Genomic DNA, 21,897 nt, shown 5'->3' on the forward strand with positions numbered 1-21,897 from the left:
GCACGGCGGCGCAGCTCGGCGGGGTAGGGAGACTTACCTGGCATGGACTCGATCCTCTCAAGAGATCAAGTCTCCACCGAACCCGGGGCGATTCACTGGCCTCTACTCCCGCGGTCTGGGCGAGCACACCGGCACGGTGGTCAGCGCCGATCCCTCCCCAGCGATGCTGGAGCAACTCCCCGCCGACGAGGGTTTGATCCCGCTGTGCGCGGGAGCCGAAGACCTCGCCGAAGGCCGGATCACGCCTCCTCATGACGGCTACGACGCGATCCTCCTCAAGGAGGTCCTTCACCACGTTGCAGATCCGCCGCAGGTCCTCGCCGGCCTGGCCCGCCTTCTGAAGCCGGGCGGGCGGATCCTCGTCGTCATGCTTCCGACGACCATCGACTACCCGTTGTTCGAGGCAGCGCTGACGCTCTTCCAAGAACGGCAACCCGACCCGGAAGACGTGGCCGCCGCGATGGACCGCAGCGGTCTTCAGGCCGAGCTGACCTACGATGCCTTCCCGCTAACGTTCACCGTCGAGCGCTACACGCGGATGGTCCGCGACCGGTACATGTCACTGCTGTCCAGCTTCAGCGACGCAGAGATCGAGGCCGGGATCTCCGAGATCCGCCGCGAGCATCCCGGTCCCGAGGTCCATTTCCTGGATCGGTTCGCCTTCATTCTCGGGACGAAGGGGTGACGGCAGCGTGAGCGTTGAGTTCGACACTCGCTTGTTCCAGTTGAAGAACGAGCTGGATGATCATTCCAGGGTCGCCCGGCATCTCGGGCTGGACTTCGAGCGCCCGATCAAGTCGCTCGGCGACGGTTATCCCGAGAACGCCATCGCCCTGGTCGGGAAGATCACCGAACGGATCCTCAAGCAGCTCTGGCGGCACCACAACGTACCCGGTGACCCCGGCGGAAAGGCGCTGAGCGAGCTGATCAAGGGGGCGCAGCCGTACATCCGCAGCAGTACGGTCCTGGACTCCCTCCGTGACATCCAGCGGCTGCGGAACAGGTCCGCCCATGACGGGTATGAGATAGCCGAGGAGGACGGGCTCACTGCTGTCCGCCGGCTGCTAAGCGTGCTGGCGTGGTTCAGCAGCACCGGCAGCGGCGTCTTGAGTGGGGACGTGCCCAAGCTTGCCCCCGAGGTGGCCGCCAAGGCTGAGTTTCTCGCGGGGCTGTACCTCACGCTGGGGTTCCAGCCGGTCAAGCGGTTCGAGCTATCCCGCAACACGGTTTATCAGCTGTTTTTTCGTGAGCGAGGACTGCGCAGCGAGTATGTCGAGTTGCTGCTGAGTAGGAACGCTGATGATGTGGTCCAGGTCCTGGAGACCACCGATGGCGAACTGTTGCAGACTCGGCTGCCCAAGCTCACTCGCTTCCTGATCCTGGAGGAGAACGGCATTAGCCAGGTGCCGAGCCCGCTGGGTGGTGACTACCGGGTGCTGGCCTACGACCGGTTCATGGACGCATTTGTCGACCTGGACCGGCATCTGGCAGATATCGTCGGGGCCTACCCGCAACTGCTGGACGCGGGGCGGCTGTCCCTCTCCGGTGATCTGCTTACCACCGACGAGCGAACGGGCGAGCAGCGGATCTCCCGGGTAGGTGCGGCCGACCAGTTGCTGGACGAGGTGGCGGCTTCGGGCGGGAACCTGCTCATCGTCGGCCGGTCGGGCAGCGGCAAGACGACGCTGCTCAAGCAGTTGGTTGCCCGCTCGGTCGCGGCGAGCCAGGCGGCGGTACCGCTTCTACTTCGACATGAGCCTCAAGCGGCCGGACGAGGCCTTCCGCGAGTTCGTGACGCGTGTCCTCACTCCGTACATGGCCGTGGAGAGCGCGTATGTTTTCGAGGTGTTCCACTACTTCGCCCGTTCCGGCTCGGTGCTCTGCGCGCTGGACGGCATTGACGAGGCGGTGCCGTCGACGACCCAGGCAGGATTTCTGGAGCTGTTCACCGAGATCGCCCAGGTCCTGTCGGCGGAATCGGCGGTCATCACCACCTCCCGGGTCTCTTTCCTGGAGGATTCCCCCCAGGTGCGGCGGCTGCTGGACGGCACTTCACTAGTGTCGGAGAAACTGGTTCAGCAGCTTCACGCGCAAGGCGTGAACCCGCTGCTTGTGCCGCGCTTCTCGGCGTTGCGCCTGCATGACGCCACCGACGCCGCCTCGCCCCTGGAAGTACGGCTGGCTGAGGATCTAGATCTCGCTCCTGACCGGCGTCTCCCGCACCTGGCCGAGCTGGCCTGGCAGCACATCACCCGGGTCGGTGACGCGGCGGGTCTTACGTCCGCTTTGCCGTCGATCACAGAGTACTTCGGGCTGGCCTTCCTACACGGCCGTACGGTCTTCACTTTCGTCGACCTCGTCAATGATCTAGGTATCGAGTTGTTCGACGGCGGGCGGCTCACCTACGACGCCTTCCGGCTGCGGGCCTTGTTCCGGCTCGCGGGTCCCTCTGCGGTCTCCTTCGCCCACAGTGCTTACCAGGAGCTGCTGGCTGCAGAGTTCCTCCGCGATGCGGCCAATCGAGAAGCGTCCCTCGGGATGGCCTCGCGTCTGACTGAGCAGGTTCGCGAGTTTCTCCACCGAAGGGGCCACCAGGAAGCCCCGGCGGAGGACTGTGTCCTGCCCGCCGGTGTCTACCTGGTCGGACCGAGCCATCACTTGATGCTCAAGCGCGTCAGGCAAAGCGTCCGCTTCGATCGTTTTCCCGTTACGGTCGGCCGCTACAACCGCTTCCTGGAGGCGGTCCGCCGGTACGGTTCACGGCAGTGGGACCACCCGGACAAACCCGAAGAGTTCTCCCACGAGCCTTGGCAGGAACGCCTCAAGGTTCAGGAGTACTTCACCGACCCGGCATACGAGGATCATCCGGCGGTCTGCATCAACTACTGGAGCGCCTATGCCTTTGCCCGCTTCGAAGGCAAGCGCCTGCCCACCTCCCTGGAGTGGGAAGCTGCCGCCCGCGGGACCGACGGCCGGCTGTTCCCCTGGGGGGACGAGATCGATCTTGGCATCGTTAGCAGCGCGGACTCCTGGAGCGGGCGTGCACTGATCACCTACGAGGCGTGGCGGGAGGAACTCGATCTCGGGAGGCTGAGCCAGGCCATGCCCAGTCCGGTCGACGCTCATCCTGGCAATGTCTCCCCGTTCGGCATCCGGGAGATGGCCGGAAACGTCTGGGAGATCACCGGCACCGTACTGGAAGATTTGAACGAGGTGGTCATCTGCGGCGGCTCCTATGACAACCCCTATCGGGCACTGCAGACTTCCTCCAAGGGCCTGGCGCGGCGGCGGGGATGTAGCAATGCGGTCGGTTTTCGTTGCGTCGAGGAGCTGTGATGAGCGGGGAAGGGCTCGCCGAGAGCGGCGGGCAGCGGTTCGGCTACATCGTCGATCGCATGCCGCACGGCAGCGGGCAGGGCGGGCGCCAGGGCACCTACATCGTCCGTAACGCCGACACGGGCACACACCACTCCTTCATGTACGCCGACATCGTGACTGAGGGGTTCCGGACTATCCGGACCGGCGAACGGGTGCGGTTCCTGGAGGCCCCGGAGGACTCAGAGCATGCCTGCTACGTCATCCGCTTGGACCTCCCGGAGATCGAGGACTATTACCAGTGACCAGGCTGGTACGCCAGACCCTGATTGTTGTCTATGAGGCCCGCTTCCCTGCCGCACCCGCGTGGGAGCCGGGGCCGCTGGTCCTCCAGCATGGCCAGGTCCGCTCCACCGCCGAAGCCCGCAGTGAGTACTACAGCGCTAAGGCGGCCCGCGTGCTGTACGGTGATGCGGCACACGCCAGACGCTGGCACGACGCATCTCGCCGCCTCACCGCCCACGGCGAGATCGTCGGCATTGAAGCCCTCCGCGTGACCGACGAGCCGGACGCTTGCGGACTGGTGGCGATCCATCTGCGGCTCAGACAGGGAACCCCCATTGCGCTGCTACGCGCGCTGGCCCGGCGCAGAGACGCCCTACCCGCCGATCTCGACCCGCAAGAGCTCGTCGGCGGACAGATCACGATCGAGCCAGGTGTCCGCCCCTTCACCATCACTTTCATCACCTCAGCACGAAACGGCCTGCCGCGCCTGTACCGGCAACCTCGCTACTGGCGGTGGTCAGCCGTCTGCCAGTGGCTGTGGGCTCTCGCTTCCCGGACTAACCTGGCCGACTACCCTCCTGACCCGAAGAACCTCGAACCCGCAGACAACGAGATCATCCGGCTTTCCAGCGACTGGCAGGCCATCGTCCTGCGAGATGGGATGGGAGTAGTCGGCGTCCGTTCCGACCGGGGGCAGGACGACCCGTTCTACTGCTACGCGGAGCTGTACCTGCGCTCGATCTACCTGGACGCCGTCCTGCTCGGCATGCTGCAGAAGCAGGGGCTCACCCATCTGGAGAAGCGCATGGCCGCCGCACTCGATTCCGCGCTGTCTGCGACGATGGCCGGGCTCGAACGCGAAGTCAGCTTCTTCCGCCATCAGCTGTGGGCGCAGCACCTTACCCCACACGGCACACCTAACCGCCTGCTGACCGCCTACCAGCGCCAGCACGCGCTGCGGGAACGGTTCGAGCAGATGCTCACCGAGATCAGCGACTTCAACCGGCTCACCCGCGACGACGAGAACCGGCACGTCAACAGCGCCGTAGTCGTATTCACCCTTGTCACTGTCCCCGCTGGCATCGCCCTCGCGCTCCTGCAGGTCCTGGGGACCGATCAACCATGGCTCCTAGCCACCGTCGCAGGAGTCTGTCTAGTGCTCACCGCGCTTCTCCTGCGCACACGTTCCGCGCGGATGGCCTTCGGAGCTCTCCGCCGCCGCTTCACACCATGACACAGGACGTTGGTGACACTTTCGTCGCGAACCAATCGGCGTGACGCTGCCTCGGCGAAGACCGCGGTGTATTTGGCGTTGCGGTCACGGATAAACTTCTACGCCTTCGGCCCGCTCCCCCAAGGCCCATGACACGGTCGCTCCCCGAACACCATCATTCAACCTCATCGCGGCGATCCTCCGCGTACCCCACTGGATGCCCGCGGCAGTAACGAGGAATCCTACAACGAGCCTAGAGCCCATCATTCCCTGGCGTAGGCGGCCCCGACACGCCGTCTTGGATCCCATCACCGGCCCGGCGGACATCGCCAACCTAACCCCGTGCCGACGAGGGCGGCTCGCGATGCCCATCGAAAACTTGCATGCCGCCCGAACTGCACGGACGGAGTTCCGGCAGGCGCTCCATCCGCGGCCTCCTCATGCCATAGCCACTTCCATGTTGTACGCACGGCCAGGGCTGCCAGGTTCGAGTGATATCCACTTGGTCGGACTCATCCCGATCACGCCACCCAGGGTTAGCATTCAAGCGTCTAGTCGTCTCTCCTGGGTCAGGCCGTCATGCCGACGAAAAATGAGGTGGAGACCGCCCGCCGGCAGATCGAGCGTCTTTCCGATCAGTGCGAGGCGGATTTACGCGAGCTCATCCGCCTTGCCGAGGGCGGCGCGCTGAAAGGACCGGAGGGAGACAAACTCTCCGCCGATATGCGTCAGTGGGAACGCGACACCAAGAACTACTTCCGGGCGGCCCTGGACACTCTCCACAACCTCCCCGCGTCCGAGGTGTCTCGATGAGTCCTCAGGTGGGCATCAACCCCGAACTCATGACCAAGCTCATCGCCATGCTCAAGCGCACGGGCCCTGAGTTCCGGGAATCGAGCCGCCAGGTCGAAAGCGCGCTCGGCCGTCTCGGAGTCGAGCTCTGGGCCTCCCCCGCGCTGCGCTCGGTCGCCGACCAGATGAGCGCGAAGCCGCCGGACCTTCAAGGTCGCCTGGACCTGATTCTCGCCACCCCTGACGTGGGGCTCGACCGCGAGGGCATGATGTGGGCGGACGGCGCGGACTGGCAGTCCAGCACCACGGAAGGCGCCGCCGCCGCCCAGACCCTGGCGGCCACGATCCGGGCGCAGGCCAAAGCCGGGACCCTCGACGCCAAGACAGTCGCCCAACTCGAAAAACACAAGAACGATCCGCTCTTCGCGGCCGCGTTCGCCAAGGAACTCCCGCCTGCCAAGCTCAAGCGACTGATCTCCCGCATGTTCAGAACAGATCTTCCTCCCATCGGCCGCCCGGACGACAAGGACCTGGACACCGAGAAGAAGGTCGCCGACCTGTTCAGCACCATCCTGGGTACCGCCTCCCGGGCCCGGAAGCTGCCCGACAAGTACGCCGATGAACTGCTCAAGGATCTGGGCGACCCGCAAAGCGCGTTCGCCCTCGGCAAGCTCCTCGGCAAGGGGACGTTCGACCACGCGTTCCTGCTCAACGTGGTGAAGCGGGTCTACGACTACGACGTTGCCCATCCCCAAGCACGGGCCATCGAGCCGGAGCTGCCGCTTTCCGGCACAAACAAGGTGCGGCCCGGCCCTGACCAGAGTCCCATGAGCGCGGTGCTGAATGCCCTAATCCATCATCCGAAGGTTGGCCAGGACTTCTTCGCCGACCCCAAACGCAGGCCGCTGGCCTACCTAATGCGCGAGCGGCGGTGGACGCCGGGGAGCGACAAGTTGCTCGGCGAGGCCCTTTTCGAGGCTGCGACGAAGTTCCGGGACCATGGCATGCCCCGGGAGCAGTCGAGCGGATACAAGTCCGCGCTCATCGCGTCATGGGCCAGCCATTACTGGGCCGAGGAGAAGGTGCAGCAGAACCTGCCGAACACCCGGACCTGGGCCGCCTCCCTCTACGCGAACTACATCAGTGACGTTCACCGGGCCAACCAGGCGCCGGCGACCAAGGAATACGGCGTGGACGCCGCCTACGACCCGGACAAGTCCCTCTCTGGCGTACAGCCCTATGGCGCCGTCCTCAACAAGGACGAGCTCAAGAAGGCCATGACGTGGGCGTTCAATGACAACGAAGCGTTCAAGACCGTGGCGGCGGCCCACGCGCAGTACTCGGTGAAGGTGCTGGACGAGACAGCGTCCGAACTGGCCGCGGAGGTAAGAAGCAAGTTCGCGGCATGGCACAAGTCGCACCCTGGCGCGACCAAGGAACAGATCGACCAGAAGCGACAGGAGATCCTCGAGAACACGATGAGCAGCGGCGGCGGGTCTTTCCAGTTCCAGGGCATGGTGGACGACCTCAGCGAGACGACGTACGCGATCACTGATGCCGGGAACATCGCCAAGATCGAGGAAGCCAGGAAGAACGACGAGCGGTACGCGATGTACAAGAACATGGTCACGAAGATCATCGACCTGGCTCCGGGACCGCAGGGCAAGTTCGTCGGCCTTCTGGTGGGTCAGGCGAAGGAGCACATCTATGGACAGTTCACGTCCAAATCCGAGGACAAGGCAAAAGTGGCGGCCGGGAATGCGATCGAAGACGCGGGAATCATGTTCCGGGATGCCACTGCGGCGGCCATGATGCGTCACGGTCTTTTCGGTGACGGATCGGCGCCGGCACCAACCCACCCGTATGCTTCCAAGCAATACCCGAAAGGCTCGCCCGGCGACTTCCTGGCCAACGGGAAGATCATACCGAAGGATCAGATGAACCTAGACCAGAGAAGAGCTTACCGTGAATGGCTTTATCTGACCAAAGAGACGAAACGCATCTTCTACGGCGCAGATTCCGCCATAACCCGAGACTCCTGATCCACAGCAGAGGCCCCCATGAGTCGCCCCCCCTTCAGCACGAGAAACCTGCTATCACCCACGGCATTACTTCTTGCGGCGGGCCTGCTGACTGCCTGCTCCGGCTCTCCGCCATCGCCCCCGTCGCCCGCACCGGACACGCGGCCACTCGGCGATGTCACCGCCGCTCCCAAGGTATGCGGCTTGGTCTCGAAGCAGTCCATCGAACGCGCCACCGGCCTCAGTGACTTCACCGTCCAGAAGTACATGTCCGACGATGGCAAGCACCTCGATTCTTGTTACATCTATACCAATCCCCGAAGCGGCAGCGGCTATCGCCTCAGGTTCGAGATTGACAACACGTCACCGCTGCCGCTGAAGGATATTGAGCGGATCAAAGCGTCCAGCGACGGAGTCGATCTGCCCGCAGATTCCGGGCCCGGATACACCTTCACCCTCATGGATTCCGGGGCGAAATACGAGACCGCGGGATGGGCATGGGCGCGGGACGGCAGCAGCATGCTCACCGTGACACTTGCCGAGACGCCGTCGAACAGGGATCCGCAAAGGGACGCCGCCGAGTTCATTCGTCAACTCAGGCCCATCGTTCTCGACACGGACGGAGCATCGACGCGGCCTTCCGGCCGGCCCAAGTGATCGACGCCCACGTATATGGCCGTTCGAAGACCGAAACCGCCGATCGCCTCATCAGCGCGGCGTAGACGCCACTTCGATCGACTCCCGGACGGTATCCGCCTGCACTTCATGGCACCTATGCGCATGGACCGGCCCAACGAGCAGCGGCATTGAATTCCTGTCCGTCTTGCCATGACCGAGCAAGGAGCCGACAGACCGAGTCACCCAGGGAGAGCGTTGCGTACCGTGGTGGAACGCCACGATAAGGCGCAAGGCGGGGAGTAAATGGCCCCGGCCGGGCCGGGGCCGTAAGCAGATCCATGCAGGCTACTCGGTCAGAGCGTCGTTGATCTTGCCATTGAAGTGCTCTCGCTGACCATCCACGCATTTCGCGTAGACCCGTAGCAGGACATCCACGCCATGGCCGGCGCGCTTGGCCACCTCGACGGCCGGAACGCCCGCGTTCAACCACAGCGAAACTGCAGCGTGCCGCAGGTCGTACGGTCGAGCAGCCAAAGATGAGGCGAACTGCGCCGGGGTGAGCGCGAGTTTGCGAGCTTCCTGCCAGACGTAGGAGTACGCCGAACTGGAGTACGTGCCACCCGTACCTGTGTGGAAAACTCTGCCGTCCTCAGCGGTGGCATACGCGGCGATGTGCTCGCGAAGCATGGCAACCAGGACGGGCGGGATCGGGATCTCTCGTGTTTCCTTGTCCGCGCGGTGCTTCAGGTTGCGCGACTCGTGGGTCTCGCCGGAGTTGGTCCAGCGCTTCGTCCCCTGGGGCCGCGCCCTTTCCAAGACGATCAGGCCCCAGCCCGCGTCCGGCAACGTGCAGTTGGCCAGCCGCAGGTCCGCCGCTTCCTCCGGCCGGAGTGCGGCGTAGTAGACACATGCGAAAAGGGCCTTGAGCCGAGGACCGCGCCTGCGGCCTACTTTCGGCACTGCATCGAGGAGTTGGCGTGCTTGGGTGGGGTTGACCACCGTACGGGGGTCAACGAGCGTTACGGACTTGGGTGCCCTCCTCTTGATCTTATCCAGCGGGTTTCTGTTGAACAGTTGCTCCTCGACTGCATGCTCCAGCAGGTGATGCAGGATGGCACGCTTACGACGGACCGTGTTTGCTGCCGCGGGTGCGCCGGAGAAGCTGATCGAGATGGCGTCGAGCGCCGTGCGTAGAACCTGCGCTTTTTCGAAGGCCGTCAGCGCCAAAGAGTTCCTCTCCAACCAACTCAAAGCCACGGCCTGTGCCGCTGTCAGGTTGGCCCGCCGCTTCTCTGGGAGCAGCACATGAATTCGGAGAACCTCCCTGAGCTCCTCATCGGCAGGACGGTACGGCGCGTCGGTGACCAGCACGGGGATGAGAGACAGCAGTGCGTACGCGTCTGTCTCTCGGGTTCGAGGTGCCGTCGAGTTCCAGCGTCGCAGGACATACGCCTGAGCGAACTGCAGGAACGATGGCCCGGAGGATCGCCGCGCGCACCTCGACACAGGCAGGCCGGTGCCGAGGTCGAACTCCTCCCCTACCCTGGTCGCCTGCCGTAGGTCGGACATGAAGGCGTAGGCCAGCCCCTTGGTCCGGAAGCTCTTCGACCTTTCCTTGCCGGCTACTCGCCAGCGAGCGATGTAGGCGGGCGTACTTTTGTTGAAGCGCCGCTGGATCTGGCCTAGCTTCACGTCGTAAGTGGTGTTCACCTCGACTCCCGTCGTGAGTCGAGCCAGGCCATGAGATCGCTCCGCCAGACGCGGAGTTCGAGGTTCGGCAGCTGGACGCAGACCGGTGCACGGCCAATCTGACGCCAGCGGTAGAAGGTGCGACGGGATACGCCGCCCAGCTCTTTGAGGACCTGAGGAACGGTCAGCAGCTCATCATGCCTCGTCATCGGCCAATACCCCTATTTGAAACGCCAGGTACTTGGGCGACTGCTCCCTGTGGGGCAAGCTGGCGTACGGCACGCCGGACTTTGGGGTCTACCGGGCGGACACTGTCCGGCTCATGGGTGGTGTTGGCGTGGCGGAGGAGCCCACATGGAGTGCCGTTTGGGCGGTTCACACTGCCATGTAGGAGTCGGCGTCGACGGAGCTCGCCGCTTCTACAGATCCGACTCGCCCCGCGGTTGTCAGTCCGGGCGTTCAACCAGTCGATCGACCCAGGGGTGGTGCGGGAATGGGCGAGCTTGCCCAAGGCGTACATCTTTCCTCCAGCGATCTGATCTGACCTCGGCCCGTCAGGTGTCCTGGTGGACGTACGGTCCCGCGATCAACCGCATGGCGATGATCCCCGGACCGGCTGAGGCACGGGCTATAGACGCTCACCTCTAGCCGCGCTGTCAAGTCCAGCGGGACGGCGTACTCACGTATCGCGGCAGCTCAGCATGGACCGAACCGCCGAGCGGATAGGCGAGCAGGAGCAGGTCTCGGCGGCTTGCGGAAGGTCAGCTGGTCGCCGTACACGGTGACACGGATCGGCAATTCAACTGGGGAGCTGCTTCCAGTTCGTCGCCAACCTCGCGAGCGCCTTCGGCGTCAAGCGGTAGGCGCTGACCCACTGCTCTTGTTGGAAGGGGTCGATCGCCCTACTCGGCAGCAGGGACAGGAGCTCGCCGCCAGCGAGCCCCAGTCGATTCCAACGTCGGTAATCGTCAGAAGTCGAATTCGCCCTTCTTGGCGCCATCGATGAACGCAGCCCAAACCGATGCTGAGACGACGTAGGGAGCCTGGTCGGGGGCTTCAGTGTCGCGGATGCCGACACGGCCTCCGGGTAGCGGTGCAACCTCCAGGCAATTGCCGTTGTCGCCAGAGCGTGCGGCCTTGCGCCAAGCAGCGCGGTCCAGATCCTCGTTGGTCACTTCCATCGCTTGGCTTTCTCCTCGATCAATCGGAGTGACGCCCTGCGGGGAAGGGCATCACCATGCAACATCTCATACCTCGACTTGACGTCCAGGACACGATCGGAGTCGGCGGTGATCTGGCTCAGGGTGATTGACTCAATATAGGCCGTATCGGGCATCTCTGGTCCGCTGGCGAGCATGAAGGCACCTTGCAGGCCGGTCGTCAGCCACGCATTGTGGGGAAGGACATGAATGTGAACGCGCGGATGATCACCCATCGCGGCCAGGTACGTGAGTTGCTCGTTCATGACCGCCTCACTACCGATAGGCCGGACGAGGACCCCCTCATCCAGCACTGCCCATAGCGTAGGCCCGTTTTCCCGCTCCAGGATGCGCTGGCGATCCATCCGGGCGGCGACGCTTTGCTCGACGAGGTCGGGAGTGGTTCTCGGCCTGCCCCGGAAAATGGCTCGGGCGTACTGCTCGGTCTGAAGTATGCCAGGGATGATCAGCGGCTCCCAGGCGCGAAGCATGTCCGCCCGCTGTTCGATCTCGACGAGTTGAGCCAGCCAGATCGGCCACCGGCCGGCATGCTCGACGGTCTCCCGCCAGCGGGCCAGCAGTCCGCCGTCGGCTTCCAGGGCAGTGTCGGCGGCGCGGGCGAATTCCTCGTCGGCCGGCCGTTCCCCGCGCTCAACCATGCTGATCTTCGAGACAGACCAGCCGAGCATTGCGGCAAGTTCTTTTTGCCGCCTCCCAGCCACTATGCGGTATTCACGAAGATGAACACCGAATTCCGCTCTTGGGGCTTTCAATGCAGGTTCCGCATCGATGTCTCGCAATGCTGGATGCTTCCTTCCTCGGGGCACACAAGAAACGCACGCCGCATGTGTAGTAGCACACCTGGTTCGTGCCTGGAAAGTGCTTTGCAATCCACCCCTCAGGCTGGGGATTTCTGAGAAGGTCTCTTCAGGCCAGCTCGGCGTATCACAGCCAGCCACACACAGAAGATGATCGTGCGTGCACTTGGCCGATCCCATTATTCACATAAGCGGCATGGCTGTTGGATCGAGGATTAGCGAGGCGGATTCGTTGATCTACCACATTTCACTCCCCCAGCTCCAGGTAATCGGCACAGCCCACCTGGCGCACAGCGATCGGGCCCCTCATCTGGCCCGGAAAGCTGTCAGCGTCTGGCTGGCGCCCGAGCATCCAGCGCAGGAGATCACGGTTCTGGCGGCCTCGGAACTGGTCACCAATGCGGTGAAGTACGCCGACGCCTCCAGCGACAGCGGCGATGACGGTCGTGACTGCGGCGGTGATGCCGAAGGCCGTCAGGACGCAATCGCGCTCAGGCTGTGTCAGGGGCGGGACTACCTGCGACTGACGGTGACCGATCCCGGATCGTCCTGCTCAGAGCCGTCGAGGATTCCGCTGCAGACACCGAGCCTGGACGCCGAGCGTGGGCGGGGGCTGGCAATCGTGGAAGCCCTATCCCGCAACCGGTGGGGCAGCTACCTGATGCCCCTGACCGGACTGCGCCTGGTGTGGTGCCATCTCGACCTCAACCCGACCCCAGCGCAAGTCGAAGAGCTGTTCCGCGCCCCGATCTAGCCCGGGCGCATCCAGCCGCATGTCGCAAGCAATCTCCGCTAAACCCATTGCCGTCGATCAGCCTCGGAGACCGTCATGCCCGAACCCGTCCCGCCTGGCATAGCCGACCAAGCCGCCACCTACCTCAGCGACCTGCAAAAACTGCTGCAGGAACAGGGCCTGCACGCGCGCCTTCTCACCCACGACGAGCGACTGCCGCGTCTACGGGTCATCAACCCCGACGCCCCCTCGCTCAGCGAGGTCATCTCGGCGGCGCCTCTGGGAAACGAGTGGAGCTTGTGGTGGTCATGGGCCGAACCGATCACCCCGGTCAATGAGATCGCCACCGCCGCCGAGCGCATCCGCTATGTGCTAACCCCCACCGCGAACCAAGACGCCTGCCTCGGACCACAACGCGAACCAACCTGACAGCTTCCGGCCGCTCCATGACGCGGCAGGAATGGCCACGATCCGCACCCATCGAACGACACCGGCCGCGCCGGTGCGCAAACCCCTTCTAGCCCCCGACCGCCCAGAAGGCGGACTTGTCTGGATGCAGCGCCTCATCTGGCCACATCCGAGAGCGCCGAATGAGAGCAAATCCTCTGCCTCTCGGGAGCGCGGGAGTCATGTGCAGCTCGACACGAAGCGCTTCTGAGAGGGCGGTGACCGCGAGCGCCTCGAGTGAAGGCGTGGACGCGGTCACGCCCGGACGGCTGGCCGATGAGCGGAGCCCGGTCAGCCGCCCCTGCGACGATCACGGCGGTGCCCCCGTCCGCCTGATCGTCGCAGGGCGGCCCCTCGCACGGAAGTGGCGTCGCAGAGGCAAGGGCCCTGCGACTGAGGGGCCGCCCATCTCCGTAGACGTCCGGCAGCAGCGCGCTCCCTTCCCAGCGTGTGCTGCTGCCGGACCCAGGGTCTTCAGAGGGCACGGGTTACGGGTCACACCTGCCAGGCGCATCATCCCTTTCTAATAAGGCCTCCCATTGAAGAGCAGGGAGAAGGCGAAGACTGGCCAGTCGTGCGGCTCTTGAATGTGGCGCCCTTGGCGACTCTCGATGCCTTCGCCACCGTCTGTCCCGGATCTCTGACCATCGTGGTCATCCGTCCTAGCCTGCCGGGCGGCTGTCGTTGCTACCCCAGGTAGTGGGTTCAAGAAGCGCCCGCAGCCCGCGCACCGGCACCGCGTACCGGCCGCCGATGCGCAGCACCCGGCACGGGAACTCGCCTGCTTTGGCCAGGCGATATGCCTTGGTGCGGCCCATCCCGAGCAGCCGTCCGGCCGCCAGCAGGCTGACTACCTCCGGCCGTTCACGGGCCTCGGTCGCCTGGGGCTGGGCTGGGATCGTGCTAGTCATGCATGACCTCCGTGACGTTGATGAACAGGAGCCGTGCTGGGCCGCGCGGGCTGCGCAGCCGCTGTGACCGTGGCAGGCTACGGTGAGCGCTACGCCACTGGCCCGGCCCCGACCGGCCCCTGCTGGGGGACCGCCGTTCATAGACGGGCGGCCACAGCCCTAGGCATATGGGTCTGGCGCAGTACCGGCTGACTGTGGCGCTGTCGACGCTTACCTTCATGGCACGCGCCAAGCGATATCCGCAGGTCTACGCCCATGGCCAGGATCAGGACCGGGACGCGGGACGATTCGGGCTACTTCAGCTCGCGGCCGTCTCCAAGGCCGGAATCCGACTGAGTTGATGCCGGAGTCGGTTCCTGCTGAAGACTATGCAGCTTCTGCGAACTCACGGGCTTCGTGACTCTCCGGAACACCAGCAGGTCCTCGTGCGCGACGGCGTGGATGGGCAGGCCGCGCGCCCATGCCTTGCGTGCTTCATATAGCTGGAAGAACGACGCCCGGTTCAGAAGGTGGCCATCGCCGAGGCCACACAGCAGGCACACGATCCGATCGGCGAACACCAGACCGGCGTCCTCGGCCACCTGGTGGACGTGACCCGGCAGGTCGACCAGCTCACCGCGCATCCGGTATGGCCGCACGGTAATCGCCGCAATCCCGCCCGGACGCAGTAGTTCCACGCAGCCGGCCAGGATGTGGCCGAACCCGTCTAGCAATGCCGGGAGCTGCTGGTGGGCGAGATTGCCGCGGTCGGTCGAGTAGTGGTGGTTCCACTTGCGCACGCCTGGCTCCCCGGTGTCGCGGGTGGAGCGGATGTGCCCGTGCGTCACCGCTCCGTACGGCGGGGAGGTCAGTACCAGCGCCGCCTGCCCGGCCAGATCCGGTAGCAGCCGGGCGATGTTGCGAGAGTCCCCGACCACCACTCGCCCGAAGCCGGACGCCCCGTGCTTCTTGGCGAAGCCGAGGTTCGCGACGGCCAGGCGCGCCCATTGTTCCTCGTACTCCACGCCTGCGGCGTGCCTGTCGAGATGGATGGCTTCGACCAGGGTGGTGCCGATCCCGCACATCGGGTCGACGACCAGTTCGCCCGGCCGGGTGTAGGTGGAGATCACGCGGGCGGCGATGGAGGGCAGCATCTTGCCCGGATGCCGCATCGACTCCGGCACGTACCGGCCCCGCCGCTGCACCCGCGAGGGTTCCTGCCCGGTGGCCCACACCGACGTTGTCACCTCGACCATCAGCGCTCACTCCCAGCCTGCGCGATGGAACCGGTGGCGGCCTGCGAGCCGGCGCTGCCTGCGGATGGCGCCTGCGGTCCGTGCGGCTCGCGCAGCTCCCTTGGCCGCGTGAACAGCAGCACGTCCGAGTGCACCCGGGCGCTGGCCGGCAATCCGGCGCACTGCGGCAGCTCCTGCAACGCGGCTAGGCCACGGCGCAAGAGGTCAGGTTCGATGTACTCACCGCGAGCAGAGTGCCGCAGGGCGACGATGTGCTGCAGATACACCAGCCCCACGCTCCGGGCCTGGGTGATAATCTCCGGCATCGGGTCGGCCGCATCGCCTTGGCGATGCAGGCCGGTCACCACAGCCAGATGCCCGTCCGGCTTCACCAGTCTCGCCGCCGCCGCGATGCCGTGCGCCCTGGCCTCATCGTGCGAGCTTGCCTGGCCCAGGCCCCGGCCTGACTGGTCGCAGATCTGCTCCGTCACCACCAGCCCTGCGCTCCTGGTGAGATCGGTCAGCGGCGCCTCGTCGTCCTTGTGTTCGGTGATGCGTAGATCGGTGACCTCCAGGTCGTGGGCGGTGTGGGTGCGCGCGAGACGGGTCCAGGTCACGTCCGCACGAGCCGCGTCGGTGAAGACGGCCACCGGCAGGCAGCCTGCCGTCAACGCGGCCGAGACCAGCTGGTGATCGCCAGCACTGAGATGAACCACTGTCTCGCCCAATCGCGCGCAGGTGGCTATGAGGTGACGGGCCAGCGGGCCGCTGACCGGATGGCAGCAACCCGCCGCGCAGGCGGCGATGGATTCGGTGTCGGCTGCCGCCAGCCAAACGGTCAGTGGCAGATGCCCCCGTGAAGGGTCCTGGGCCTCGCGGCTCATACAGAGTTCGCGGAAGGGATTGATGGTCGTTGCGGACGTGGACGAAGAGTTGGCTGTGGTGGAGCTGGAGACGGTGGAGGTGGTGATGGCCGGTTCAGTCATCTGGGTGTGGCCCGAGTACCGGGTCAGCGGTCCCTGTCACTGAACCAAATACCGGGCTGATGGCCAGAGTTAGGACGGGCCGTCAAGCAAAGGTCCGGCAATGTCGGCCGCTACCGTCCAGCACTCGCGGCCTCCACGGCTCGGTCTCCCCTGCGGATCCGTCCACAGCTTGCGGGCGATGTTTCCTCATCGGAGGCACTTGCCAGCCATCGAGGCAGCCACGGACCCGAAGGCGCACGTTCCGCACGCCCATGAGGCAGTTCCCCTTCTGCGTTCATTTGATCATGCAGATAATGATGCGGCATATGGGTCGGACACTGATGTAGCTCTGGCCCGCTCGGTGGTGTGCCGGCCTGGCCCCTTTCCTTGCCGGGCCAGCATCTTTATGTCCTGCCGTGGCCGACAAGCACACCGCTACCCAGATACGTTTTCGCAGGTCACAGCGTTTCCGTCCAGGCCCTGTACATATCTCGGACACTGCCTGTCCTCAGCTTTCACCTGGGTTGACCACCGTTGCTGGGCAGCGTCGGCCTACGCTGAGAAGACACGGGCCCAGGCCGTGTCAGCGGGAGGTGGTTCGCGTGTCGAGCCGGAAGGACGAACTGGCCCAGCGCCGCTTCGTGAAGCTCGTCGACCGAATCAAGGCGATGATGGCTGCCGGTCTCAAGCCGGAGTACCGCGGCTTCTATGGCCAGCTCATACTCGACCAAGAGGCAGTCGCCGAACTGGGAGAGCTTGCCGACATTCGGCGAGCAGCGCGAGCGGCCGGACGTCAGCTCGGTTGGCATGTGCGCACCCATGCCGCCCACAACGGAACCCTCTTCATCATCGATGACCGCGACCCTCCCCGGGAGATCCAGGAGCTGGCGGGACGCCGCGCCGCTGACGCCGTCTCTGCCGTGATCTCCAGCGCCATGGCCGAGGCTCGCATGCTCCGCACCGGCGCGCCCATCGCCCTCCCCAACCGTCCAGACAGCGCAGGCGTGGATCTCTGAGCAGCCGACGGCCTGCCATGTCCTCAACGGCGCTTACCGCCGAGCTACGGGACCAGGCTCGGGACCGCCCGCTTGACTCAAGCTTGACCTAGGAGTTTCGCCCCCATCCCGTTATCGCAGGTCACGCAGCTTTTCGGACGCAAGAGGCGCGGAGTGCGACCTCGTGCCGGCCAGCGCGCGTATGCGCCACTTCCTTACGTCTTCGCAGGTCATCCTTAGTTCGGCGACATGATCCAAAACAGACTTGATCTTTGCTGTGCCCGAAGTCTGATCATTTCCTGCCCGGTTCTTGCCCAGGGCCTTTGGCGGGATGGCGACGTCCGAACCGATCTCGTCTTCCGGGAGCGTCGCCATGTCTCAGCCTTCTTCGATCCGCCTGTCTTCGGACATCGCCAGCTCGACCGCCAACAACAATGCCCCCCAGCTGTCACCCTCCGATGTCGGTGACCTGTCCGGCACCTCCTGCCGGTCCATCACAGACCTTCCCGTCTCCGGCCTGGCCAGTTCGCTGGCGCTGGACGTGGCCGAGCACGCCTTCAACCTGCTCATGCGCGGCCCGTCCCCGCTGTCAGTCGACGGCGCCGCACTCGGGCAGGGGCTCCCCGCCCGGCCGATCCCGATGAATGAACTGCGGGCGATCCTGCTGCACCCGTCCTGCTCGCGTACCACCCGCGACCACGTCTGGCGGCACCTCATCGACCAGGCCCGCACCCACCGAGGAGCATGGATGGTCGCCGCCGTCGCACTCGCCATCCCAATGCTGCGCCGCCTCGCCACCACGCTCACCGACAAGATCTACCCCGGGCAGTCTGGCCGCCTGGCCCGCGCCGATCGGGAGGATCTGGAAGCCGAAGTGCTGGCCGCCTACATCGAGGCCTTGACTCGGGTGAAGCTGGCCTGGTCGCACCCGGTACTGCGGCTGTCGCGGCTCGCCCAGTTCACAGTGCTGCGCGCCTACGCTTCGGAGCGGCCCGGCCTGCTGGCCGATCCCGATCTCATTGACCGCCCCGACGAGCGGCAGCATCCGCTTGCCTATCCGGCCGGTCACCCCGACCTGCTCCTGGCTCAGGCGGTCGCCGACGGGGTCATCACTGAGCTGGAGGCGGAACTCATCGGGTTCACGCGGCTGGAGGGCGTCTCGCTCAGCTCCTACTGCCGGCGCCGCGGCCTGCTCTACTGCACCGCGCTCAAGCGCCGTCAGCGCGCCGAAAACGCCCTCTACCAGGCCCTTCTCAAGCACAACCGGTAGCGACGGCATCGGTGTCGACGTGAGACGAGCAGCAAAGCGTGCGCAAAATCCGCTGGCTCCGATGTCCTAACTCAACTCTTCGGCCTGGTCTTTAGCCAGTTGAGAAGGCAGCGCGGAGGGCGTCGGCCCTCGGCAGCGGGCCACCTGGTCACCGGTCCCTGTCACCCGGCCCAGCCCAACGCTTCCGCTCTTGAAGGAGGACGCCCATCCGGCCCCGCAGCCGACCGGCACCTCCGCACTGCCCTCGCCCTGCACAACCACCCGCAACCGCAGCTTGACCGCACCACCGCACTGGGAGGTAGTACATGATCCGCCCGCGACGCACCACCTCATCCCAGCCCCACAGCCTCAAGATCTTCCTCGTCGTCCTGGTCGTTCTCGGCGGCCTTGTCGTAGGCACCCTGCTCGAATACGCCATCGCCCATGCCGCCGCCTACGCCACCAGCGTGACTCTGGCCAGCACGGCAGCGGCCCCGTCCTCGCTGAACGCGGTGATCGACAATCTGCGCAACGTCATCGTCGGCCTGCTCGTGGCTCTGGCCACCCTCTTCCTCACCGTCGGCGGAGTCCGCTACATCCTGGCCGGCGGCGACCCCGGCGAGGTCGAGGCCGCCAAGAAGACCCTGCGCTACGCCGCCCTCGGCTACGGCATCGCCGTCCTGGCACCCCTTCTGGTGACCATCCTCAAGGGCATCGTCGGAGCCTGACGATGCCGCAGCTCGCACGCCTCCGGCCGCTCCGGAGGCTGCCCTGGCCGGCCATGGCCCTGGTTCTGGTCACTTTCCTGACCGGGCTCGCCGCCACCGCGCCAGCACACGCAGACCCGGCACCCACACCAAAGCCAGCGCCGTCGCCTTCCGCCAGCCCGGTCCTATCACCGCAGGTGACCTGGATCCCATCAGCCCAGCAGTCGCCGCCTTCCTCGCCGACCACAGGTGTGCAGGAGTGCGGGTGGATGGACATCGGATGCAAGATCAATCAGGCGATGAACGGCTGGTTCACCAGCCTGGTGACCGATGCCATCAACCCGGCCTTCGTTCTGGTCGGTAGCGTCCTGCTCGCCGCCCCGCCGCCCATGATGCTGGAGCGGGTTCAGGAGCTGTCCGGCCACGTGCGGCTGGTCGCCAATGCGCTGCTGGTGTTGATGGTGCTGGCAGGCGGTGTGATCGTGATGGCCTACGGCAGCGCCCAGACCCCCACCACGCCCGGCGAGGTCATCCCACGCCTAGTGGTCGCTGTAATCGCGTTGAACACCTCGCTGACCATCTGCCAGTACGCGATCGAACTGGCCAACGCCATGGTCACCGCGCTGCTCGGCGACGGGGTCGACGGGCAGCGGGCCGGGAACCTGATCGCCGCCAAGGTCGACGGACTCATCAAGGACCCCAGAGGCACCCTGCTCTTTCTCGTGCTGCTGGTCGGCGTGGCGGCATTGATGGGCTTCCTGCTCGCCTTCATCGGCATCATCCGGGTCACGCTGCTGCTGTTTCTGATCATCGCCGCACCACTCGCTCTGCTGTGTCACGCGCTCCTGCAGACCGAGGGAATCGCGAAGCTGTGGTGGCGGTCCTTGTCCGGTCTGCTGGCCATCCAGATCCTGCAGGCCCTCGGCCTGATCCTGGCGTTCAAGTTGTTCCTCACCGACTCCGCCGCCGCTTACCCGCTCAGACCCGCGGCCCCAGGCACAGGCGATGCGGTAGAGGCGCTGGCGAAGCCCCCCGCGAACCGGGCTCTGGACGCGCTCATCGTGATCGGCGTCCTGTTCGTGCTGATCAAGATTCCTGGCTGGGTGGCCAGGACAATCTGGCAGCAGGGGCAACCCAACATGCTGAAGCGGCTGCTCAAGGCCGTAATCGTCTACAAGACGCTCGGCGCCGCCCGCGCCCTGGGCAAGGCCGGGCGCACAGCCACCTCCAAGGGTGCTGTGCGAGCCGCGCACCGGCGCGGCAGGCCATCAGGTCGAGGCCGCCCCAGCGGCCCCCAAGGTCCACGAGCGCGCGGGCCCCGCCGCCCCGGCCCACGCACTCCACCAAGCTCACCATCGGGAGCCGCCATGCCCGGCAGCACGCCCACCTGGCAGCAGCTTGCACTGCCGCTCAATCTGCCACCCCATGCAGCAGCGACACGGACACCTGGAGCCGCATCTACCCCCAGCAGGCGAACCAGGCAGGGCAAACAGCTCACATTGCCCTTCCCTGTCACCCGCGTACCACGCCCACCCACACCACCCTCCGCGGCCACCGCGACGACCGCGCGGCCCTGGATACGGCCCCGCCCGCCCTGGGTTCAGGACCGGCTTCCCGGCATGCCCACCCGCGCCCCCCGCCCGGGCCAACTCCGCCTGCGACTCGATCCACCACCTCGCCGCATCCCGCGCACTGGTCGTCAGCCACGATGGGAGGGCTGATGAGGCACGAGGCCGAACCGCCGCCGCTGCTGGCCCGTATCCCCTCCGACATCAACCAGCCGGACAAGATCGCCTACGGGCTCACCTTCCGCCAGATCCTCGTCGTCACCCTCACTGGCGGCATCGCTGCCGCCATCTACTACCTGTTCCACCAGCTACTGCCCGTCGTCATCCTGGCCGCCATCCTGCTCCCACTCGTCGCCCTCGGCATCACGGTCGCCCTCGGACGACGCGATGGCCTGAGCCTGGACCGGTTCGCCTGGACCGCGCTGTCGTTCGCCCGGACTCCGAAAAAACTGGTCGCCGCACGTGAGGGGATAACCGGGCCGCCCCGGTGGTGCCGCCTGCGGGGCAAGCTGCCCGCACCGCTGCGGTTGCCGGTACGGGCGATCCGCACCGACGGTGCACTCGAACTCGCAGACGGAGGCGTCGCCGTGCTGGTGGAGACCAGCACCCTGTCCTTCCACCTGCGCACCATCAGCGAGCAGGGCGCGCTGGTAGGCGCGTTCGGCCGATGGCTGAACTCACTTGAGTCTCCCGTGCAACTTCTGGCCCGCGCCCGGCCTGCGGATCTGTCCGACCTGATCCAGACCATCGAGCATCAGGCAGACGAGCTGCCGCATCCGGCGCTGGCCCAGGCCGCCCGCGAGCACGCCGGCTACCTGGCCGAGCTGAACACCTCGCGTGAGCTACTGACCCGGCAAGTGCTCGTCGTGCTCCGTGACCATCCCGCCACCAATCGGGGACGGCGCCCGGTACGACGCGACGCCTCGGCCGCGGTCGTGTTGCGCAGGGCCGCAGAAGCCGAACGCAGCCTGGCCGCACTCGGCATCGCCACCCGCGTCCTGGACGCCGAACAAGCCGCCCAAGCACTCACTGAGTGTCTCGACCCCGGCAGCTGGCATCCGCTCGGTCAGGCCCTCCTCGATGAGCCGATCTCCGCGACGGCGCAGACCCACACCACCTCGTGAGGAACACGTGAGATTTCACCGTCATCTCCACGGT

Annotated in this window: 22 protein-coding genes; 15 read left to right on the forward strand and 7 right to left on the reverse strand. The window is 65.6% G+C overall.

Going from position 1 to position 21,897, the window contains the following annotated elements; genetic code table 11:
- The 8 genes from ACIBK9_RS48035 to ACIBK9_RS48070 form a co-directional block, all read left to right on the forward strand.
- Positions 1–685: class I SAM-dependent methyltransferase (locus ACIBK9_RS48035; protein ID WP_397165857.1), on the forward strand; the 685-nt coding region annotated here is incomplete at its 5' end.
- 7 nt (positions 686–692) lie between these two features.
- The gene (locus tag ACIBK9_RS48040) at positions 693–1,901 is read left to right on the forward strand and encodes a hypothetical protein (RefSeq protein WP_397165859.1); all 1,209 of its coding nucleotides are present in this window, start codon (positions 693–695) and stop codon (positions 1,899–1,901) included.
- Positions 1,816–3,336, forward strand: a complete 1,521-nt coding sequence (locus tag ACIBK9_RS48045) for a formylglycine-generating enzyme family protein (RefSeq protein WP_397165860.1) — start codon at positions 1,816–1,818, stop codon at positions 3,334–3,336. The genes ACIBK9_RS48040 and ACIBK9_RS48045 overlap by 86 nt, the downstream gene beginning before the upstream one ends.
- Positions 3,336–3,620: a hypothetical protein gene (locus ACIBK9_RS48050; RefSeq protein WP_397165862.1), complete on the forward strand. Its 285-nt coding sequence runs from the start codon at positions 3,336–3,338 to the stop codon at positions 3,618–3,620. Before ACIBK9_RS48045 ends, ACIBK9_RS48050 begins: the two co-directional genes overlap by 1 nt.
- Complete coding sequence (locus ACIBK9_RS48055) at positions 3,617–4,834, forward strand: hypothetical protein (RefSeq protein WP_397165863.1); 1,218 nt, start codon at positions 3,617–3,619, stop codon at positions 4,832–4,834. Before ACIBK9_RS48050 ends, ACIBK9_RS48055 begins: the two co-directional genes overlap by 4 nt.
- A 576-nt stretch (positions 4,835–5,410) precedes the next feature.
- The gene (locus tag ACIBK9_RS48060) at positions 5,411–5,626 is read left to right on the forward strand and encodes a hypothetical protein (protein WP_397165865.1); all 216 of its coding nucleotides are present in this window, start codon (positions 5,411–5,413) and stop codon (positions 5,624–5,626) included.
- Positions 5,623–7,647, forward strand: a complete 2,025-nt coding sequence (locus tag ACIBK9_RS48065) for a hypothetical protein (protein ID WP_397165866.1) — start codon at positions 5,623–5,625, stop codon at positions 7,645–7,647. Before ACIBK9_RS48060 ends, ACIBK9_RS48065 begins: the two co-directional genes overlap by 4 nt.
- Before the next feature lie 183 nt (positions 7,648–7,830).
- Positions 7,831–8,283 (forward strand): hypothetical protein, encoded by a 453-nt coding sequence (locus ACIBK9_RS48070; protein WP_397165868.1) that lies wholly within the window; start codon positions 7,831–7,833, stop codon positions 8,281–8,283.
- A gap of 306 nt (positions 8,284–8,589) precedes the next feature.
- Here ACIBK9_RS48070 and ACIBK9_RS48075 read toward each other — a convergent pair whose 3' ends face one another.
- The 4 genes from ACIBK9_RS48075 to ACIBK9_RS48090 all read right to left on the reverse strand — a co-directional run bounded on the left by ACIBK9_RS48075 (position 8,590) and on the right by ACIBK9_RS48090 (position 11,932).
- A complete protein-coding gene (locus ACIBK9_RS48075) occupies positions 8,590–9,954 on the reverse strand; it encodes a tyrosine-type recombinase/integrase (RefSeq protein WP_397165870.1) in 1,365 nt (454 codons plus the stop codon).
- Complete coding sequence (locus ACIBK9_RS48080) at positions 9,951–10,142, reverse strand: helix-turn-helix domain-containing protein (RefSeq protein WP_358287778.1); 192 nt, start codon at positions 10,140–10,142, stop codon at positions 9,951–9,953. The genes ACIBK9_RS48075 and ACIBK9_RS48080 overlap by 4 nt, the downstream gene beginning before the upstream one ends.
- A 759-nt stretch (positions 10,143–10,901) precedes the next feature.
- A complete protein-coding gene (locus tag ACIBK9_RS48085; RefSeq protein WP_358287781.1) occupies positions 10,902–11,114 on the reverse strand; it encodes a DUF397 domain-containing protein in 213 nt (70 codons plus the stop codon).
- On the reverse strand, positions 11,105–11,932 hold the full coding sequence (locus ACIBK9_RS48090) for a helix-turn-helix domain-containing protein (RefSeq protein WP_397165872.1): 828 nt from the start codon (positions 11,930–11,932) through the stop codon (positions 11,105–11,107). The genes ACIBK9_RS48085 and ACIBK9_RS48090 overlap by 10 nt, the downstream gene beginning before the upstream one ends.
- A gap of 178 nt (positions 11,933–12,110) precedes the next feature.
- On the opposite strand from ACIBK9_RS48090, the gene ACIBK9_RS48095 reads away from it, so the two are divergent.
- Positions 12,111–12,704, forward strand: a complete 594-nt coding sequence (locus ACIBK9_RS48095; protein WP_397165874.1) for an ATP-binding protein — start codon at positions 12,111–12,113, stop codon at positions 12,702–12,704.
- A 75-nt stretch (positions 12,705–12,779) separates the two neighbouring features.
- On the forward strand, positions 12,780–13,112 hold the full coding sequence (locus ACIBK9_RS48100) for a hypothetical protein (protein WP_397165876.1): 333 nt from the start codon (positions 12,780–12,782) through the stop codon (positions 13,110–13,112).
- A 680-nt stretch (positions 13,113–13,792) separates the two neighbouring features.
- Here the strand turns inward: ACIBK9_RS48100 and ACIBK9_RS48105 are convergent.
- The 3 genes from ACIBK9_RS48105 to ACIBK9_RS48115 all read right to left on the reverse strand — a co-directional run bounded on the left by ACIBK9_RS48105 (position 13,793) and on the right by ACIBK9_RS48115 (position 16,241).
- Positions 13,793–14,041: a helix-turn-helix domain-containing protein gene (locus ACIBK9_RS48105; RefSeq protein WP_397165878.1), complete on the reverse strand. Its 249-nt coding sequence runs from the start codon at positions 14,039–14,041 to the stop codon at positions 13,793–13,795.
- A gap of 293 nt (positions 14,042–14,334) precedes the next feature.
- Complete coding sequence (locus ACIBK9_RS48110; protein ID WP_397165880.1) at positions 14,335–15,276, reverse strand: TRM11 family SAM-dependent methyltransferase; 942 nt, start codon at positions 15,274–15,276, stop codon at positions 14,335–14,337.
- Positions 15,276–16,241, reverse strand: a complete 966-nt coding sequence (locus ACIBK9_RS48115; protein WP_397165882.1) for a hypothetical protein — start codon at positions 16,239–16,241, stop codon at positions 15,276–15,278. The genes ACIBK9_RS48110 and ACIBK9_RS48115 overlap by 1 nt, the downstream gene beginning before the upstream one ends.
- 581 nt (positions 16,242–16,822) lie before the next feature.
- Between ACIBK9_RS48115 and ACIBK9_RS48120 the strand changes: the two genes are divergently transcribed.
- From ACIBK9_RS48120 to ACIBK9_RS48140, 5 genes are all read left to right on the forward strand, one after another.
- Entirely contained in the window at positions 16,823–17,236 is a 414-nt protein-coding gene (locus ACIBK9_RS48120; protein WP_397165883.1) for a hypothetical protein, read from the forward strand.
- 310 nt (positions 17,237–17,546) lie between these two features.
- Complete coding sequence (locus ACIBK9_RS48125; protein WP_397165885.1) at positions 17,547–18,485, forward strand: hypothetical protein; 939 nt, start codon at positions 17,547–17,549, stop codon at positions 18,483–18,485.
- A 305-nt stretch (positions 18,486–18,790) separates the two neighbouring features.
- Positions 18,791–19,192, forward strand: a complete 402-nt coding sequence (locus ACIBK9_RS48130; RefSeq protein ID WP_397165886.1) for a pilin — start codon at positions 18,791–18,793, stop codon at positions 19,190–19,192.
- A gap of 248 nt (positions 19,193–19,440) precedes the next feature.
- Positions 19,441–20,892: a hypothetical protein gene (locus tag ACIBK9_RS48135; protein ID WP_397165888.1), complete on the forward strand. Its 1,452-nt coding sequence runs from the start codon at positions 19,441–19,443 to the stop codon at positions 20,890–20,892.
- Positions 20,892–21,863, forward strand: a complete 972-nt coding sequence (locus ACIBK9_RS48140) for a PrgI family mobile element protein (RefSeq protein WP_397165890.1) — start codon at positions 20,892–20,894, stop codon at positions 21,861–21,863. Before ACIBK9_RS48135 ends, ACIBK9_RS48140 begins: the two co-directional genes overlap by 1 nt.
- The last annotated feature ends 34 nt before the right edge of the window (positions 21,864–21,897 follow it).

Source organism: Nonomuraea sp. NPDC050227 (assembly GCF_044459705.1).
In the GTDB taxonomy this organism is placed as follows: Bacteria; Actinomycetota; Actinomycetes; order Streptosporangiales; family Streptosporangiaceae; genus Nonomuraea.